Source organism: Actinoplanes auranticolor, from assembly GCF_018332655.1.
Taxonomy (GTDB): Bacteria; Actinomycetota; Actinomycetes; order Mycobacteriales; family Micromonosporaceae; genus Actinoplanes; species Actinoplanes auranticolor.
On sequence record NZ_BOQL01000005.1, the window covers coordinates 1 to 15,754 of the forward strand.

The 15,754-nt window shown below is 73.0% G+C and carries 11 protein-coding genes; 5 read left to right on the forward strand and 6 right to left on the reverse strand.

Going from position 1 to position 15,754, the window contains the following annotated elements:
• The 3 genes from Aau02nite_RS02235 to Aau02nite_RS02245 form a co-directional block, all read left to right on the forward strand.
• Window positions 1-875 (forward strand): nucleotide sugar dehydrogenase (locus Aau02nite_RS02235; RefSeq protein ID WP_212986601.1); only part of this gene is annotated, 875 nt, incomplete at its 5' end.
• Window positions 876-1,041: 166 nt separating this feature from the next.
• Window positions 1,042-6,123: an SCO7613 C-terminal domain-containing membrane protein gene (locus Aau02nite_RS02240; RefSeq protein ID WP_212986602.1), complete on the forward strand. Its 5,082-nt coding sequence runs from the start codon at window positions 1,042-1,044 to the stop codon at window positions 6,121-6,123.
• Between the two features lie 21 nt (window positions 6,124-6,144).
• Window positions 6,145-6,702 carry a Uma2 family endonuclease gene (locus tag Aau02nite_RS02245; RefSeq protein WP_212986603.1) on the forward strand — a complete coding sequence of 186 codons (558 nt, stop codon included), beginning with the start codon at window positions 6,145-6,147 and terminating at the stop codon, window positions 6,700-6,702.
• Window positions 6,703-6,709: 7 nt separating this feature from the next.
• On the opposite strand, the gene purE is transcribed toward Aau02nite_RS02245, so the two are convergent.
• The 6 genes from purE to mca all read right to left on the reverse strand — a co-directional run bounded on the left by purE (window position 6,710) and on the right by mca (window position 14,577).
• Window positions 6,710-7,207: a 5-(carboxyamino)imidazole ribonucleotide mutase gene (gene purE / locus Aau02nite_RS02250; RefSeq protein WP_212986604.1), complete on the reverse strand. Its 498-nt coding sequence runs from the start codon at window positions 7,205-7,207 to the stop codon at window positions 6,710-6,712.
• Window positions 7,204-8,367: a 5-(carboxyamino)imidazole ribonucleotide synthase gene (locus Aau02nite_RS02255; protein WP_212986605.1), complete on the reverse strand. Its 1,164-nt coding sequence runs from the start codon at window positions 8,365-8,367 to the stop codon at window positions 7,204-7,206. The genes purE and Aau02nite_RS02255 overlap by 4 nt, the downstream gene beginning before the upstream one ends.
• 118 nt (window positions 8,368-8,485) lie before the next feature.
• Window positions 8,486-10,474 (reverse strand): thioredoxin domain-containing protein, encoded by a 1,989-nt coding sequence (locus tag Aau02nite_RS02260; protein WP_212986606.1) that lies wholly within the window; start codon window positions 10,472-10,474, stop codon window positions 8,486-8,488.
• 35 nt (window positions 10,475-10,509) lie between these two features.
• Window positions 10,510-13,062, reverse strand: a complete 2,553-nt coding sequence (locus Aau02nite_RS02265; protein ID WP_212986607.1) for a putative bifunctional diguanylate cyclase/phosphodiesterase — start codon at window positions 13,060-13,062, stop codon at window positions 10,510-10,512.
• Between the two features lie 256 nt (window positions 13,063-13,318).
• On the reverse strand, window positions 13,319-13,678 hold the full coding sequence (locus Aau02nite_RS02270) for a hypothetical protein (RefSeq protein WP_212986608.1): 360 nt from the start codon (window positions 13,676-13,678) through the stop codon (window positions 13,319-13,321).
• A gap of 17 nt (window positions 13,679-13,695) precedes the next feature.
• The gene (gene mca / locus Aau02nite_RS02275) at window positions 13,696-14,577 is read right to left on the reverse strand and encodes a mycothiol conjugate amidase Mca (protein WP_212986609.1); all 882 of its coding nucleotides are present in this window, start codon (window positions 14,575-14,577) and stop codon (window positions 13,696-13,698) included.
• Window positions 14,578-14,689: 112 nt separating this feature from the next.
• On the opposite strand from mca, the gene Aau02nite_RS02280 reads away from it, so the two are divergent.
• Window positions 14,690-15,109, forward strand: coding sequence for a DUF4307 domain-containing protein (locus Aau02nite_RS02280; RefSeq protein ID WP_212986610.1), 420 nt, complete (start codon window positions 14,690-14,692; stop codon window positions 15,107-15,109).
• Between the two features lie 90 nt (window positions 15,110-15,199).
• Complete coding sequence (gene greA, locus Aau02nite_RS02285) at window positions 15,200-15,694, forward strand: transcription elongation factor GreA (protein WP_212986611.1); 495 nt, start codon at window positions 15,200-15,202, stop codon at window positions 15,692-15,694.
• Window positions 15,695-15,754 lie beyond the last annotated feature (60 nt).

Here is a 15,754-nt window from a genome sequence, read left to right on the forward strand (position 1 = left end):
TGCGCCCCAACCGCATCGTCGTCGGCGTCAAGTCCGAGTGGGCCAACGGCATGCTGTACGCCGCGCACAAGGGCGTCTTCGACCTGGCCGCCACCGAGGACCGCGAGGTCCCGCTGGTGGTGACCGACTTCGCCACCGCCGAGCTGGTCAAGGTGGCCGCGAACGCGTTCCTGGCCACCAAGATCAGCTTCATCAACGCCATGGCCGAGGTCTGCGAGGTCGCCGGCGGCGACGTCACCCAGCTGGCCCGGGCCATCGGCTACGACCCCCGCATCGGCAACCGCTTCCTGCAGGCCGGCGTCGGCTTCGGCGGCGGCTGCCTGCCCAAGGACATCCGCGCCTTCCAGGCCCGCGCCCAGGAACTCGGCGCCGGCGAGGCCCTGCGCTTCCTGCACGAGGTCGACCTGATCAACCAGCGCCGCCGCAGCAAGGTGCTGCAGCTCGCCGCCGAGCTGCTCGACCGCCGGTCCGGCCCGGCCGGCCCGGACCTGTCCGGCACCCGGATCGCCGTGCTCGGCGCCGCCTTCAAGCCCAATTCCGACGACGTCCGCGACGCGCCGTCGCTGGCCGTCGCGGCCGCGCTGGCCAAGGCGGGCGCCGACGTCCGCGTCTACGACCCGCAGGGCATGGAGAACGCCCGCAGCGCCCAGCCGGCCCTGAACTACGAGAGCTCGATGGCCGACGCGGTCTCCGGCGCCGAGTTGGTGTGCGTCCTCACCGAGTGGGCCGAGTTCCGCAACGCCGACCCGCACGTGCTCGGCGAACTGGTCGCCGCCAAGCGGGTCATCGACGGCCGGAACTGCCTGGACGCGGCGCTCTGGGCCCGCGCGGGCTGGGCGTACCGGGGCATGGGACGGCCCGCGCCGACCCCCTGAGCCGACCCGCGGCGGAAAACCCAGGCAAAAACGCTGCTGACACGTACCGAATGGGGTCGACGGCCGCGAACCTGTCGGGTTCGCGGCCGTTTCCATTGATCTCGACCTGCCTGAGACTGTTCTAATGAGGTGTCGGTTGCTTCGGTAGACGGGTCGAGGAGGTGCCGTGGCGCAGGCTAAGGAGCCGGACGGCTACGACGAGGAGCTCGCCCGCATCGAGGCCTCGATCGCGGATCTCAAGATCCGTGACATGGCCGCCGCCAAGGAACGCACGCAGATCGCCAGCAAGATCCAGGCGGCGCAGTTCCAGCGCGACATCCTGGCCCACGCCAACCAGCAGAAGAAGCGCGCGGCGAAGCCCGCCCGCAAGGTGCGCCGCCGGCCGCCGACCGACGGGCCGCCGTCGTGGGCCGAGCCCGGCACTCCGTACACCGGCGCGCCCGGCGCGGCCACCGACGGCGTGACCACGCTGGTCGACGATCCGCCGCCCACCGAGACGCCGGCGCCTCCACCGCGCCGCCCCCGGGTCGCCCCGCTGCCGCCCGAGCCGGAGCCGCCGCACGGCCACGCGCCCGAGACGTCCTCGCAGTCGGTGCAGAACATCCTGCTCGCCCTGAGCGCGCTGGTGCTCGGCATCGCCGCCATCGTCTTCGCCGGTGCGGCCACCAACGCGGTGGGCCGCGCCATCATCCTGGCCATCTTCACCGTCATCGCGCTGGGCGTCGCGCCCGGTGTCTCCCGCCGCGGCCTCACCTCCACCGCCGAGACCCTGGCGGCCGTCGGCCTGGTGCTGCTGCCGATGACCCTGTTCGCGCTGCACGGCAGCAGTGCGCTCGGCGGCACCTCGGTGCCGGCCCCGGTCTTCCTCGGGGTGACGCTGCTGATCACCACCGTCGCCTCCTTCGGGTACGCCGGGATGACCCGTCTCGCCGCACCGCGCTACGCGACCGTGGTGGCGGTGCAGCCGGTGCCGCCGCTGCTGGCCTATCCGGTGGTCGAGAGCCCGGCCGGCTGGGCGCTGGCGCTGAGCGCCATCGCGCTGGTCGACCTGTTGCTGCTGACCACGGTGATCCGCGAGGGCCGGCTGCTGCCGCGCTGGCCGATCGGCCGTCCGGTCGCCGCCGACCGGGAGAGCCTGGCCGAGGCCGACGCCCGGGACATCGGCGCGGCGGACTTCGCCGCCCGCGACGCCGAACCGGCGGATCCGTCCTCCTACGAGGCCGGCGCCCCAGCACGCCCGGAGTCGCTGCCGGAGGAGCCCGACCTGATCATCGACGGGCTCACCGGGCGGCGCCGCTGGAAGTGGTTGCCGACCCGGATCTTCCCCGGCCCGCGCCCGGCCGGTGCCCCGCCCGCCGGCTCCGTCCCGCTCGCCCCGCCGGCCACCCCGCCCTCGGCGGGCTGGCTGCGCGGCCTGACCTTCGGCCTGCTCTGCGTCGCGGCCGCGGGCGCTCTGCTGTACGCCGGCGCCGCGCTGCTCAGCGCGGATGCCGTGCCGGACGCGGTGCGTTCCGGGCTCATCCTGATCCTGGCCGCCGTGACAGCGTCGGCCGCTGCCCAGCTCGTCGGCAAGCTCCTGGCCCGCAACATCGCCGACGGGGTGCTCGCCCTCGCGGTGATCGCGGCCTGCGCGCGCATCGCCGCCGTGGCCTCACCGGCCTGGACGCTGGCCGCTGCCGCGGCCGCCGTGGCGATCACCGGCGCCGTCGTCCGGATGGTGCCCGACGAGGTCCGGCGCGGCCCGCAGTACGCCTCGGCCGGCGCGCTCACGCTCATCGGCCTGTTCGTCGCCGTGGACGCGCTGCGCGCGGCTTTCGCGCCGGTGCAGGCCGCCCGCCCGGTGTGGAACGCCGACACCGCCGCCTACGCGGGCCGCCTGGCCGATGCGGCGGGCCAGTCCGGCTGGCTGCTCGCCTTCAGCGCCCTGCTGCTGACCATCGCCGCCGCCCTCGCCCTGCCGGCCGAGTACCGCCACGAGGGCGCGGTGGCCGGCGTCGCGCTCACCGCCCTCGCGGTGCCCGCCTCGCTGGGTCTGCCCTGGTCGGAGGCGCCCTGGCCGCTGGTGCTGGCGGCCATCGGCCTCGGCGGGGCCGGCCTGCTCGCGCCGACCCGCCGGGTCGCCATCGCGCACATCGCGGCGGCCGGGATCGTGGGCCTGTTCGGCGCGGCCTCCGCCCTGAGCGCGTCGTGGCTCACCGCCGCAGTGCTGACCGCGCTGGCCGGCGCGGGCGTGATGGTCGCGGTCGCGGCCCGGCAGATTCCGGTACGCCTGTACGCGTGGCTCGTCGGTGACTGGGCCTCGGGGGCGGCTGCCCTGGCCATCCCGGGAGCGGTGGTGACGGCCGTGCTCGCCACCCGCGACCCCGGTGGCGGTCCCCCGGCCACCGAGAGCGTCACCGTGCCCGCGCTGGCCCTGGGTTTCCTCGCCGTGGCCGGCACGCTGACCTACGCCGCTGTCTTCCAGGTCGCCCGCCGCGAGATCAGCCTGCCGCTGACCGCCGGCGCCGGGGCAGGTGCGGTCGCCATGGCGCTGGCCGCCCTGCTCTCGCCCGGTGCCACCGCCCCTGACATCTGGGTCGGCGCGCTGCTGCTGGCCGCCGCGCTCCTGCTGTTCTTCGCCAAGTCGCTGGACAACGGCCGGCGCGCCGACCGGATGATCGACGGGCCGGACATCGCCGCCGCCGCGGCCACCGTGGCCATCTGCGGCGCGCTCGCCCGGGTCGCCGCGCTCGCGTTCCCGCAGGCCCCCCTGGTCGTCGCCGCCTTCGTGGTGCTCATCGTGGCGTTCGGCGTCCGCGCCCTGCCGGAGGACTGGCGCCGCGGCCCGGTCCGGGGCGTCGCCGTGGCCGGCCTGGCCGTGGTGGCGATCGCCGGCTGGCAGGCCCTGGCCAGCGGCCTGCGCATCATCGCGGCGCCGGGCCCGATCTGGGCCTCCGACGTCACCGCCTACTCGACGACCCCGCCGCAGGGCGCCTGGCAGGCACCGGTCGCGCTGCTGATCGCCGCGATCGCCGCGTCCGCCGCACTGCCGCGCCCGGCCAAGTACGACGTCAGCTCGGTCTGTGTCGCGCTGGCCACGATCGGCGCGCCGGCCGCCTTCGGGCTGCCGTGGTGGTCCCCGCTGCTGATCGGCGGGGCGGTCACCCTGGCGTACGGGATCGCCGCCGTCGCCGCGACCGACCCGCGCGCCGCGATCGACCGGGCCGGCGTCGCCGCCGTGGTGGCCCTGCACGCGGCCGGGGCGGGCCTGGTCCGGCCCTGGTCCACCGCGATCGCCCTGGGCCTGATCATGATGACCGGCATCATCGTCGCCTGGTTGTCCCGGGCCGACGTGACGCCGCGCGCCTATCGCGAGTGGGCCGGCACAGCTGACGGCGACCAGGTGATCAACCTCGCTCTCGACGACACCGGCATGCCCCGGCACCGCGCCCAGATCGGCGGGGCCGCCACCGCCGCCGCGCTGCTGGCCGCGCCCGGCGTGCTCGCGGCGATGGCCGCGGAGAACGGCAACACCGCCCAGGTGGTGCTGACGGCCGCACTGGCCGGCTCCAGCCTCGCCCTGGCTCTGCTGGCGCTGGCCGGCCGCTGGATCCCGCAGTATCTGCCCTGGGCCACGGTCGGCCTGGTCGGCGGGGCCACGATCACCGCGCTCGCCTCGGTCCCCAGCGACTACCCCACGGCCCTGTACGCAGCCGCGGCAGCCCTGCTGGGCGTGGTCGCGGAGCTGCTGCGCGGAGCCATCCCGGCGCCGGGCCTCACCGTCGCCCCGAACCGCCACTGGGGCGAGGGCGGCTACGTACGCCCCCGCTGGACGGCGATCCGGCCGAGCGGGCTGACCGGTCGCTGGCTCGTCGACCCGGCGACCGGCGCGGTGGTGGTGGCGGCGCTGCCGACGATCCTGGCGCTGTTCTCCATCGCCCCGGCGCTGCGCGCTTCCCTGGTCGATCCGCTGCAGCAGCTCAGCGCCATCTGGGACGGTCCTGTCGCGGCCCTGTCCGACCCGGCGTCCGGCAATGTCGACGGCACGAGCGTGCTCGCCACCGTACTGCTGACCATCGCGGCCGCGCTCGCGGCCCTGGGCTTCGGCGGCAAGCCGGCCGAGGCCGTCCCGGTGATCCTGCCCGGCCTGGCCATCACCCTGCTGATCGCCCCGATCGCCCTGGACGTGCGGTGGCCCGCGTCCACGACGGCCGCCCTGATCGTCTTCACCATCTCCATGCTGGGGCTGGCGCTGACCCCGCCGCCGATCGCGACGCGAGCCGCTCTGCTGCGCACGACGCGCAACATCGTCTTCGTGATCGGCCTGCTGGCCGGCGGTGCCGGCCTGGCCGGCAGCCTGGCCCAGCGGCAGATGACGCTGTTCACCGTGGGCATGGCCATCATCGTCGGCCTGATCGGCGCGATCGGTGGCCGCAGCCAGCACGCCCGCATCCTGGGCTGGGTGTTCGCCGCGGTGATGGGCCAGATGTTCGTGCTGACCGTGGCCCTGGTGGCCGGGCTGACCCCGCCGTGGGCGGCGTTCGGCGTGCTGGCGGTGGCCGCGGTGCTGCTGGTGCTGGAGGCCCTGCTGCCCCGCCTCGGCCTCCCCGAGTACCGCCGCGAGGCGACCACGGTGGAGTGGAGCGGCTACGCGTCGGCGCTGCTCGCGGGCGCCCTGGCCGTCAACTCACCGGCTCACCTGGCCGCCCTGCTGGCGGCCTGGGGCGCGGTGCTGGGCCTGACGGCGACCCGCCCGGGCCGCACCCCGAACCAGCGCCGCAACCTGTTCTGGCTGGCGGTCGGCTTCGAGATCGTCGGCATCTGGCTGTTCATCGCCATCGCGGACGTGGCGCTGCCGGAGGCGTACACAATGCCGTTCGCCGCGCTGGCGCTGCTGGTGGGCGTGCTGGAGGCCCGCCAGCGCCCGGACCTGAGCAGCTGGGCGGCGTACGGCCCGGCCCTGCTGGCGGCCTTCGTCCCGACGATCGGCATCGTGATCGCCACGGAAGCGGGCGACCTGCGCGAGCTGCTGCTGTTGCTCGGCGCGGTGGCCACCCTGATCGTGGGCTCCCGCCTGCAACAGCAGGCCCCGGTGGTGGTGGGCGCGGCCGCCACGGCGATCGCGGCGATCCACTTCGCGACAACGCTGGTAGGCCCCTGGCTGGTCCTGGTCCCGGTGGGCGTGATCCTGCTCTTCCTGGGCGCCACGAACGAAAACCGCCGCCGTACCCAGGAACGCCTCCGCGGCGCCCTGGTCCGCATGCGCTGACGCAGCGATAAGATGGCCGGCATGAGCGTCGAGGCATATGGCAGGCTGCCTGCCGTCGTCACGCTCGATGACCTGGCCGCTATGAACAACGCAGACCAGCACGGCCATCGGTTCGAACTCAGTCCCGAGGGGGCGTTGTCGGTCATGCCGCCGCCCGATTCTGAGCATGCCGCCATCGCCAGTCGCATATTCGCCTGGCTCATCCTTGCGGGGTGGCCTGCGGAGCAGCTTCTTCAAGCTGCCGGTATCCAGATCCCGGGGCAGGAGGGGGCCGGCGGCCGAATTCCCGATTTGACCATCTGGGCGTCGCCGCAGCCGCGCAGCGTCTGGTTGTCTGTCACCGACCTGTTGCTGGTGGTGGAGATCGTGTCTTCTGGGTCCGCCGCGATGGACCAGGCCATCAAGATCCACGAATATGCACAGGCCGGTATCCCGCGGTACTGGGTCATCGACCGCAACGCCGCACAGACGGCCACTCTGCACGTGCTCGGCGCCGACAAGATCTACGAAGTAGCCGCCAAAATGCCGCTTGCCGGGCTGCTCCAGACGGCACCGGCCGACCACAACATCGGCGGCTGACGGGCCCTCAGCCCAGCAGGCGAGCCCGAAGTGCTTCGTCCTTCTCGGCGACGACCTGCTCCAGGTTGGCCTGGAAGGCCCGCATGCGCTTCAGTAGCACCGGGTCCGACGCGGCCAGGATGCGCACCGCCAGCAGGCCCGCGTTGCGCGCGCCGCCGATCGAGACCGTCGCCACCGGTACGCCCGCCGGCATCTGCACGATCGACAGCAGCGAATCCATGCCGTCCAGGTACTTCAACGGCACCGGTACGCCGATCACCGGCAGCGGGGTCATCGACGCCACCATGCCGGGCAGGTGGGCCGCCCCGCCCGCGCCGGTGATGATGACCTTGAGGCCACGGTCGGCCGCTGAGGTGGCGTAGTCGACCATCTTCTGCACCGTACGGTGCGCCGACACGACGCCGACCTCGAACGGCACTTCGAACTCGGCGAGGGCCAGCGCCGCCGCCTCCATCGTCGACCAGTCCGAGTCACTGCCCATGATCACGCCGACGACGGGTGTCATTCCTTGCCTTCCTGGAGCCAGCGGGCGGCGCGCACGGCCCGGGCGCGCACCGCGGTCATGTCGTCGCCGAGCACGGTGACGTGCCCGATCTTGCGGCCCGGCCGGACCTGCTTGCCGTAGAGGTGCACGCGGGCGCCCGGGTCGGCGGCGAACAGGTGGTGCAGGCGCTCGTCGATGGACATCCCGCCCGGCTCGCCGCCGAGCACATTGGCCATCACGACGGCCGGCGCGGTCAGCGAGGTCTCGCCCATCGGATAATCGAGCACGGCCCGCAGGTGCTGCTCGAACTGTGAGGTCCGCGCGCCCTCGATGGTCCAGTGCCCCGAGTTGTGCGGCCGCATGGCCAGCTCGTTGACGACGATGCCGGCCTCGGTCTCGAAGAGCTCGACGGCCAGCAGACCGACCACCCCGAGGGCGTTGGCCAGGTCGATGGCGAGCTGCTGGGCCTCGACGGCCAGCGCCTCGGACAGACCCGGCGCGGGCGCGAGCACCTCGACGCAGATGCCGTTCTGCTGCACGGTCTCAACAACCGGGTACGCGGCGACCTGCCCGAACGGCGACCGGGCAACCAGCGCGGCCAGCTCCCGGCGCAGCGGCACCCGTTCCTCGACGATCAGCGCAGTCCCGGTGGCGACCAGCTCCGCGGCGGCCCCGGGCCCGTCCAGCATCCAGACGCCGCGCCCGTCGTAACCGCCACGCACAGCCTTGGCCACCACCGGCCAGCCCTGGCCGGCGGCTTCCTGCTCGGCGGCGAAGGCGGTGATGTCCTCGACCGAGGTGACCGGACGCCATCGCGGCACCGGTGCACCCAGGGCGGACAGCCGCTCCCGCATCTGCTGCTTGTCCTGCGCGTACAGGATCGCGTCCGCGCCGGGGTAGATCTTGACGCCCTCGGCCGCGAGCGTGGCGATGTGCTCGGTCGGCACATGTTCATGATCGAACGTGACCGCGTCACATCCCTTGGCGAACTCCCGCAGCGCGGCCAGGTCGGTATGCGTGCCGATCCGCACATCCGCGGCGACAAGGGCGGCGCTGTCGTCGGGCGACTCGGAGAGCACGCGCAACGACTGGCCGAGGGCGATCGCGGCCTGGTGGGTCATCCGGGCCAGCTGGCCACCGCCCACCATGCCGACTACGGGCAGACCGGTTCGGGTATCCATCTCGCCGCCAGCCTAACGATCCCCGCCCCACCCCCACCAAGCGGCCCGAACCGACCCGCGCAGCCCGCGCCACCGAGCGCGGCAAGTCACACGGACCAGCCCGAACCGAGCCGACCCCTCAGGAGGATAGGCGGGCGACGAGGTCTTCGACCGCGGTCACCGGGCGGTCGCAGACGAAGCCCCGGCAGACGTACGCCGTCGGCTTGCCGTCGAGCAGCGGGCGGTCCGCCAGCAGCGGCACTCCCGGGCGGTCCGGTTCGCCGGCCACCACGACCGTTCCCGGCGGGGCGTGCCGGTGGGCCGCCGCCACCAGCGGGTCCCCCGCCGGGTCGGTGGTCGCGATCGCGATCTCGTACGGCCCGGCCAGCACCGCCTCCGCCACCGTCGCCGAATAGCCGGCGAACCGCGGGTGCCCGCCGATCAGCGGCCCCACCGTCGCCAGCGCCGCGTCCGCCGCCTCCCGGTACCGGGTCTCACCGCTCAGCGCCGCGTAAGCCACCAACGCAGCACACAGCGCGGCCAGTCCCGACGGTGTCGCGTTGTCAGTCGGGTCCGCGGGCCGCGTGACCAGCCGTTCCGCGTCGTCGGCGGTGTCGTAGAAAGCGCCCTCGCCGGTCGGGAAGTGCTCGAGTGCCACGTCCAGCAGTGCGCCGGCCCGGGTCAGCCAGTCCCCGTCGCCGGTGAGCTGGTGGATCGCGCAGAACGCCTCGGCCACGCAGCCGTAGTCCTCCAGGACACCGGCCGGGTCGCCCACCACGCCGTCGCGGGACACCCGGCGGAGCCGGCCGTCCACGATGTGCCGGTCCGCCAGCACCCGGGCGAGTTCCACCGCCGCCGTGCCGTCCGTGCCGGTGAGCTGCGCGTACTCGGCCAGGGCGGTCACGGCCAGGCCGTTCCAGGAGGCCACGACCTTGTCGTCGCGGGCCGGCTGCGGGCGCTGGTTGCGGGCCGTGAGCAGGCGGGAGCGTACGTCGTGCCACCGCTCCACGAGCTCAGGCACCGCGGCCTCGATGTCGCGGGCCAGCACCAGCACGCTGCTGCCGTGTTCGAACGTGCCCTTCGTCGTCACCCGGAACAGGTCCGCCGCCCAGGAACCGTCCTCGTCGCCCAGCGCTTCGATCAGCTGCGCCGGCGTCCACGCGTACGTCAGGCCCTCGGTCCCGTCGGTGTCCGCGTCCAGGGCCGACGCCAGGCCGCCGGCCGGGGTGCCCAGGTCGCGCAGCAGGAAGGCGGCCGTCTCGTCGGCGACGCGACGCGCGAAGTGGTCGCCGGTGAGCCGCCACAGCTGGGTGTAGACGCGCAGCAGCAGGGCGTTGTCGTACAGCATCTTCTCGAAGTGCGGCACGGTCCAGGTGTTGTCCACCGCGTAGCGGGCGAAGCCGCCGGCGAGCTGGTCGTAGATGCCACCCCGGGCCATCTGCTCCGCCGTGTGCCGGACGATCTCCAGGTCACCGGCCGAGCCCGTGCGCTGGTGGTGGCGCAGCAGGAACTGCAGGTTCATGTGCGGCGGGAACTTCGGGGCGCCGCCGAACCCGCCGTACGAGCCGTCGTGGTCCTTGGCCAGCAGGTCCGCCGCCGTGTCCAGCAGTTCCGCCGAGATCGGCGCGGTCGGGCCACCGATCAGCTGGGCGCCGCCGATGGCCTCGACCACCGCGGAGCCCTGGGTGACCACCGCGTCCCGCTGGTCGCGCCAGGCGGTGGTGACCGAGTCCAGCAGGCGGGTGAAGTTGGCCTTCGGGAAGTACGTGCCGCAGAAGAACGGCTCGCCGGCCGGGGTCGCGAAGACCGTCATCGGCCAGCCGCCCTGCCCGGTCATGGCCTGGGTGGCGGTCATGTAGACGGCGTCGACGTCGGGCCGTTCCTCGCGGTCCACCTTGATCGCCACGAAGCCGTCGTTGACCAGCCGGGCGACCTGCTCGTCCTCGAAGGACTCGTGGGCCATCACGTGGCACCAGTGGCAGGCCGCGTAGCCGACCGAGATCAGGACCGGCACGTCGCGGCGGCGGGCCTCGGCGAAGGCCGCGTCGGACCAGGGCCACCAGTCGACGGGGTTGTCCTGGTGCTGCAGCAGGTAGGGCGAGGTCGCGCCGGCAAGACGGTTGGCCATGACCTCAACCTAGCCCGGACAGGCCGCCGTAAACCTCAGGAGGCGCCGTCCGCACGCAGGGGAATGACCTTCGGCGGCGCCGCCTGGGCGAGCTGGTTCAGCGCCGCGACGATCTTGTCGGCCGGCAGCGGGCGGCTGAAGTGGTAGCCCTGCGCCGAAGTGCAGCCCAGCGCCAGCAGCGCGGCACGCTGATCGGCGGTCTCCACGCCCTCGGCCACCACCCGCGCCCCGAGCCGGGCGCCGAGCTCCACCGCACCCCGGACCACCGCGGCGGCCGCGGCGGAGTCGGTCATGTCGGTGACGAACGACCGATCGACCTTCAGCTCGTCCACCGTGACCCGGGTGACGAACGACAGCGACGAGAAGCCGGTGCCGAAGTCGTCCACCGAGATCTGCACGCCCATCTCGCGCAGGGCGGCGATGACCTCGTCCACGACCTCCTGGTCGCTGACCGCCACCGACTCGGTGATCTCCAGGACCAGCCGGCCCGCGCCCAGCCGGTGCCGGCGCAGCGCGTCGGCGACCTGGGCGGGCAGGGTCGCGTCGAGCAGGCTGCGGGCCGAGACGTTGACCGAGACCGGCAGGTCCAGGCCGTGGCCGGCCCAGTCCGCCGCCGCGGCCAGCGCGCGGTCGAGGACATAGCGGGTGAACGGGGCGAGCAGCTCGCCGTGCTCGATGGTGTCGATGAAGTCGTTCGGGTTGAGCGTCCCGCGGCGGGGATGCTTCCAGCGGATCAGCGCCTCGACGCCGGTCGGCGCGCCGGTCTGCAGGTCGACCTCGGGCTGAAGCACGAGCACCAGCTGGTCCTCGGCGGTCAGCGCGTCGTACAGCTCGGCGGGCAGGGCCAGGTGGTCGGTGCTGCTGGCGTCGTGCGCGCTGTCGTACGCCGCCACCGCGACGTGCAGCTCCTTGGCCTGGTCGAGGGCGATGCCGGCCCGGCGGATCAGCTCGGCCAGGTCGGTGGAGCCGGCGCTGGACACGGCCACCCCGACCGCGATCTCGGTGACCAGCCGGACGCCGCCGATCTCCATCGGCAGGCCGAGCTGGTCGACCAGCTCGCGGGCGCGGCGCACGGCCCGGGGCAGCGGGTTCGGCGTGTCGTGCAACGGCGTGGCCGAGTCGGTGAGGGTGGCGATGGTGGGCAGCAGCACGGCGAACTCGTCGTCGCCCAGGCGGGCCACCAGCTCCTGCTCGCGGGTCAGGTCGGTGAGGCGTTCGGCCACCTCGCACAGCATGGCGTCGCCGGCCCGGTGCCCGAGGGTGCCGTTGACCTCGCGGAAGTCGTTCAGATCGAGCAGCAGCAGCGCGACCTGCCGGTCCCGGTCGAACGAGTGCAGCAGCGCATCGCCGTCGGCGAGGAGAGCGGATCTGTTCGCCAGGCCGGTCAACGGGTCGTGCACACCGTCGTGGGCAGCCTTCTCTTCCAGCTGGGCCAGCCTCTCGTGCGCCGCCGCGTCGTGCAACGCGCCGGCCAGGGCATCCCCGTACGCGGAGACGGCGAGTTCGTCGCGGGCGACGGGCAGAGTCGGCTCGGACAACCACACGGTCAGCTCGCCGACCTCGGTGCCGGCGACCGCCATGGTCCGGGTGATCACGGGGCCCGGCAGGGCACCCGGGGTCGGATCGTGCGAGGCGCCGTCGGCCGCGTACCGCCGGGGGCTGCCGTTGCGCTGCAGGACCTCGATCTCGACGCGGAGCGCGCCGAACACGTCCAGGGCGCCGCGCAGGCCGGCCGCCGCGACGGCGAGCTCGGACGAGCCGCCCAGGGTGCGGGTCGCGCGGGCGAACGCCTCCCAGATCCGGCGTTCCTCCTCGGCGCGCAGGTGGTACCGGTAGGTGCGCTGCAGCAACCACAGCGACGGCGGGACGGCGAGCAGCCAGATCGGGCCGTTGACCAGGGCGAACAGGGACAGCAAGCCGACCAGCACGTTGCCGACGAACATGGGCAGCTTGGCGTGCAGGGCGCGCACGGCGATCTGCGCCGGCGGGGCGTCACGGTGCAGCGACAGGGTCAGCACGGCGAGACCCATCGTGACGATCAGATAGGTGAACGCGCCCGCGATGAGGCCGACCTGCGTGCGGGTGCTGCCCAGCGGCGCGGCCGGCCCGGCGACGGCATAGGTGATCGTGGCCGCCGCCGCGGCACCGAGGCTCAGGGAAGCGGCGAGGTGCACCAGGTCGGCCAGCACGCGCTGATCGTTGAGCCAGGTGATGAGGATCCAGGCGCCGACGGCACCGAGGAGCGTGGCGGCGGGCAGCCAGCCCGGCGGCGCGAGCGCGAAGCCGATGATGAACGCGGTCTCGCCCCAGGAGATGCTGATCGTGCCGCGGCCGACCCGGAACCGGAGCCGGGCGAGTTGCGCCGCCGCCACGAGCAGAACGGCGGCGCCGATCGCGGCCGGCGTCGAGAGCGACACGATCTCGGGTCCGCGCAGCGGAAGAAGCATGCCCAGGACGGCGACGGCCAGGGCCGTGACGACGACGATTCCGGTAAGGACCCGAGCGGCTTTGGGTCGCGACACCGGAGCGCCCTTGGCGAGGGGTCGCCCGGGCCGGGCGTCGGTCACGAGAACGGGCTGCGATGTCATGCCAACCCCCTGCTGACCAGCGGCACAGGCGGATGCACGTGCATCTGCAGTGGAGGAAGCGAGGGCTGGAAGATGGTCATCGCCAGCCCCCTTTCCGCACAGGGTGGAGGGACGTCAAAGCCCCCCGGCGGAAGGCTAAGCCAATCCGGCAGAACGCAACAGGGGTTGACGGATGAGCGGTGTCGATGTTCCGGCTGAGACAGAACACACCGGAGAGTGGCCCGCGGTTCTTGACAAAGTGGATTTCAGCCCGACGTTACTGAGCGTTTTCGCCGCGCCGTTCGCCCGTCGGCGGGGTCTCGCCCCGGTCCACGCCTGTGACCTCGGCATCCTTTGCCGAGGCGGGCACCTCGGTGGACTCCGCCGCAGCGCCGGTGCCGCGCGGGGCGGCACCGGAACGCTCGAGGTCCGCATCGAGCCGGGCGATCTCGGCGGCGCGCTCCGCGGCCGCCGGATCCGGAAAACTGTCGGGAAGCCGACGCAACCGCTTGTTCATGTTGCGGATCAGCAGGACTGTGCTTATAGCCATCAGCACGATGATGAACAGGCCCATCGGACCGGCCAGGCCGCCCGATCGGGTGTCACCGAAGTTGTTGACCGCCACCACGAAGTCCATACCGCCCACGGTACGCCTCAGCGGGCCTCGACCCGCTCGCGGATGCCCGCGAACAGGTCCGACTCCGGCAGCGGGCTGTCGACCAGCGACCGGACCAGCTCGAAGTCCTCCGTCGGCCACACCTTCTGCTGGAGCTCCATCGGCACGTGGAACCAGAAGCCGTCCGGGTCGACCTGGGTGGCATGGGCACGCAGCGCGTCGTCGCGGACCTCGAAGTACTCGCCGCACTCGATCCGGGTGGTGATCTTGTCGCCGCGGTCCGGCCGGTCCTTGCTGCCCTCCAGCCACTCCTTGTACGGCGACTCCAGGCCCGCCGCCAGCATGCCCTCGTGCAGGGCGAGCATCCGGGCCCGGGTCCAGCCCGAGTTGTAGTAGAGCTTCAGCGGCTGCCACGGCTCGCCCAGCTCGGGGTGCTGGTCCGGGTCGGCGGCCGCGTCGAAGGCCACCACCGAGATCTTGTGGCACATGATGTGGTCGGGGTGCGGGTAGCCGCCGTTCTCGTCATAGGTGGTCATGACGTGCGGCTTGAACTCGCGGATCAGCTTGATCAGCGGGATCGCGCCCTCGGCCGGGTCGACCAGCCCGAAACAGCCCTCGGGCAGCGGCGGCAGCGGATCGCCCTCGGGCAGCCCGGAGTCGACGAAGCCGAGCCAGGCCTGGTCGACGCCGAGGATGGCCCGGGCCTTCTCCATCTCCGCGCGGCGGATGTTCGCGATGTCGGCGATCACCTCCGGGCGGTCCATCTTCGGATTGAGCACGCTGCCGCGCTCGCCACCCGTACACGTCGCGACCAGCACCTCGACGCCCTCGGCGACGTAGCGGGCCATCGTGGCCGCGCCCTTGCTGGACTCGTCGTCGGGGTGCGCGTGCACCGCCATGAGACGCAACTGCTCAGCCACTGATTTCTCCCTCGACCGGGCCTTGTCTTCAGGACCCCGGTGCCGGCTGCGAAGATGGACAGGGCCATTCTGGCCGATGGCACCGACAAATTTCGCAGGAGAGGTCCCCCTGGTGAGCGAGACGCGCGCCACAGCTCCGGTATTCCCGCCGGGCCGCTACGGGCGGCGCCGCGACGGACGCCGCCGGTGGCTGATGCCCGCCCTGCTCGCCGTCCTGGTCGGGACCGCGGCGGTGTTCCTGGTGGTCCGGCTGTACGGGCAGTACGGCGATCCCGACTACGACGCGCAGATCGTCGGCTGGTCGGACGTCACCGACAAGCAGGTGACGATCCGCTTCAAGGTCCGGGTGCCGGCCGGGGGGTCCGCGACGTGCGGCCTGCGGGCCCGCGACTACGGTGGCGCGGAAGTCGGCCGCCGCACGGTGACCGTCTCCGCGACGGGCTCCGCCACGATCATCGACGCCAGCGAGGCCGTCACGACCACGGCAAAGGCAGCGGTCGGCGAAGTCGTCCGGTGCGCGGCCGCGGGCTGACCCACCGGGTGCCGTGCGCACCGCTGGTAAGCTTGGTGATTCGCTCCGTACGCCTGTTCGTTCCACCCGTACGTTCAAGGAGAAGAGTCTGTGACCAGTTCAGAGGCGTCGAAGACCTGGCTCTCCCAGGACGCTTACGACCGGCTGCAGGCCGAGCTCGACGAGTTGATCGCAGCCCGGCCGGCCGTCGCCGCGGAGATCAACGCCCGCCGCGAGGAGGGCGACCTCCGCGAGAACGGCGGCTACCACGCCGCGCGTGAGGAGCAGGGCAAGCAGGAGGGCCGGATCCTCTACTTGAAGGAGTTCCTGCGCAAGGCGGAGGTCGGCGAGGCGCCCAGCGCCGACAAGGTGGCTCCGGGCACGGTCGTCACGATCTACTTCGACGACGACACGAGCGACACCGAGACGTTCCTGCTCGGCTCGCGTGAGATCGCCGCGACCACCGACTACACGGTGTACAGCCCCGAGTCGGCCCTCGGCAAGGCGATCCTCGGCGCGGGCCCGGGCGACACGGTGACCTACACCGCGCCCAGCGGCGCGGACATCAAGGTCACCGTGGTGGAGTTCGCTCCCTTCGGCGGCTAGTTCCAGCCACCAGACGCGAGAAGCCGCCGGACCCGCTCGACGGGGTCCGGCGGTCTGGCT

What these genes read in the sequence shown, in the direction of transcription:
- Aau02nite_RS02245 (WP_212986603.1), top strand. Translation starts at nt 6,145, where the DNA reads ATGAGCGTCGAGGCATATGGCAGGCTGCCTGCCGTCGTCACGCTCGAT.
- purE (WP_212986604.1), bottom strand. Translation starts at nt 7,207, where the DNA reads ATGACACCCGTCGTCGGCGTGATCATGGGCAGTGACTCGGACTGGTCG.
- Aau02nite_RS02255 (WP_212986605.1), bottom strand. Translation starts at nt 8,367, where the DNA reads ATGGATACCCGAACCGGTCTGCCCGTAGTCGGCATGGTGGGCGGTGGC.
- Aau02nite_RS02260 (WP_212986606.1), bottom strand. Translation starts at nt 10,474, where the DNA reads ATGGCCAACCGTCTTGCCGGCGCGACCTCGCCCTACCTGCTGCAGCAC.
- Aau02nite_RS02265 (WP_212986607.1), bottom strand. Translation starts at nt 13,062, where the DNA reads ATGACATCGCAGCCCGTTCTCGTGACCGACGCCCGGCCCGGGCGACCC.
- Aau02nite_RS02270 (WP_212986608.1), bottom strand. Translation starts at nt 13,678, where the DNA reads ATGGACTTCGTGGTGGCGGTCAACAACTTCGGTGACACCCGATCGGGC.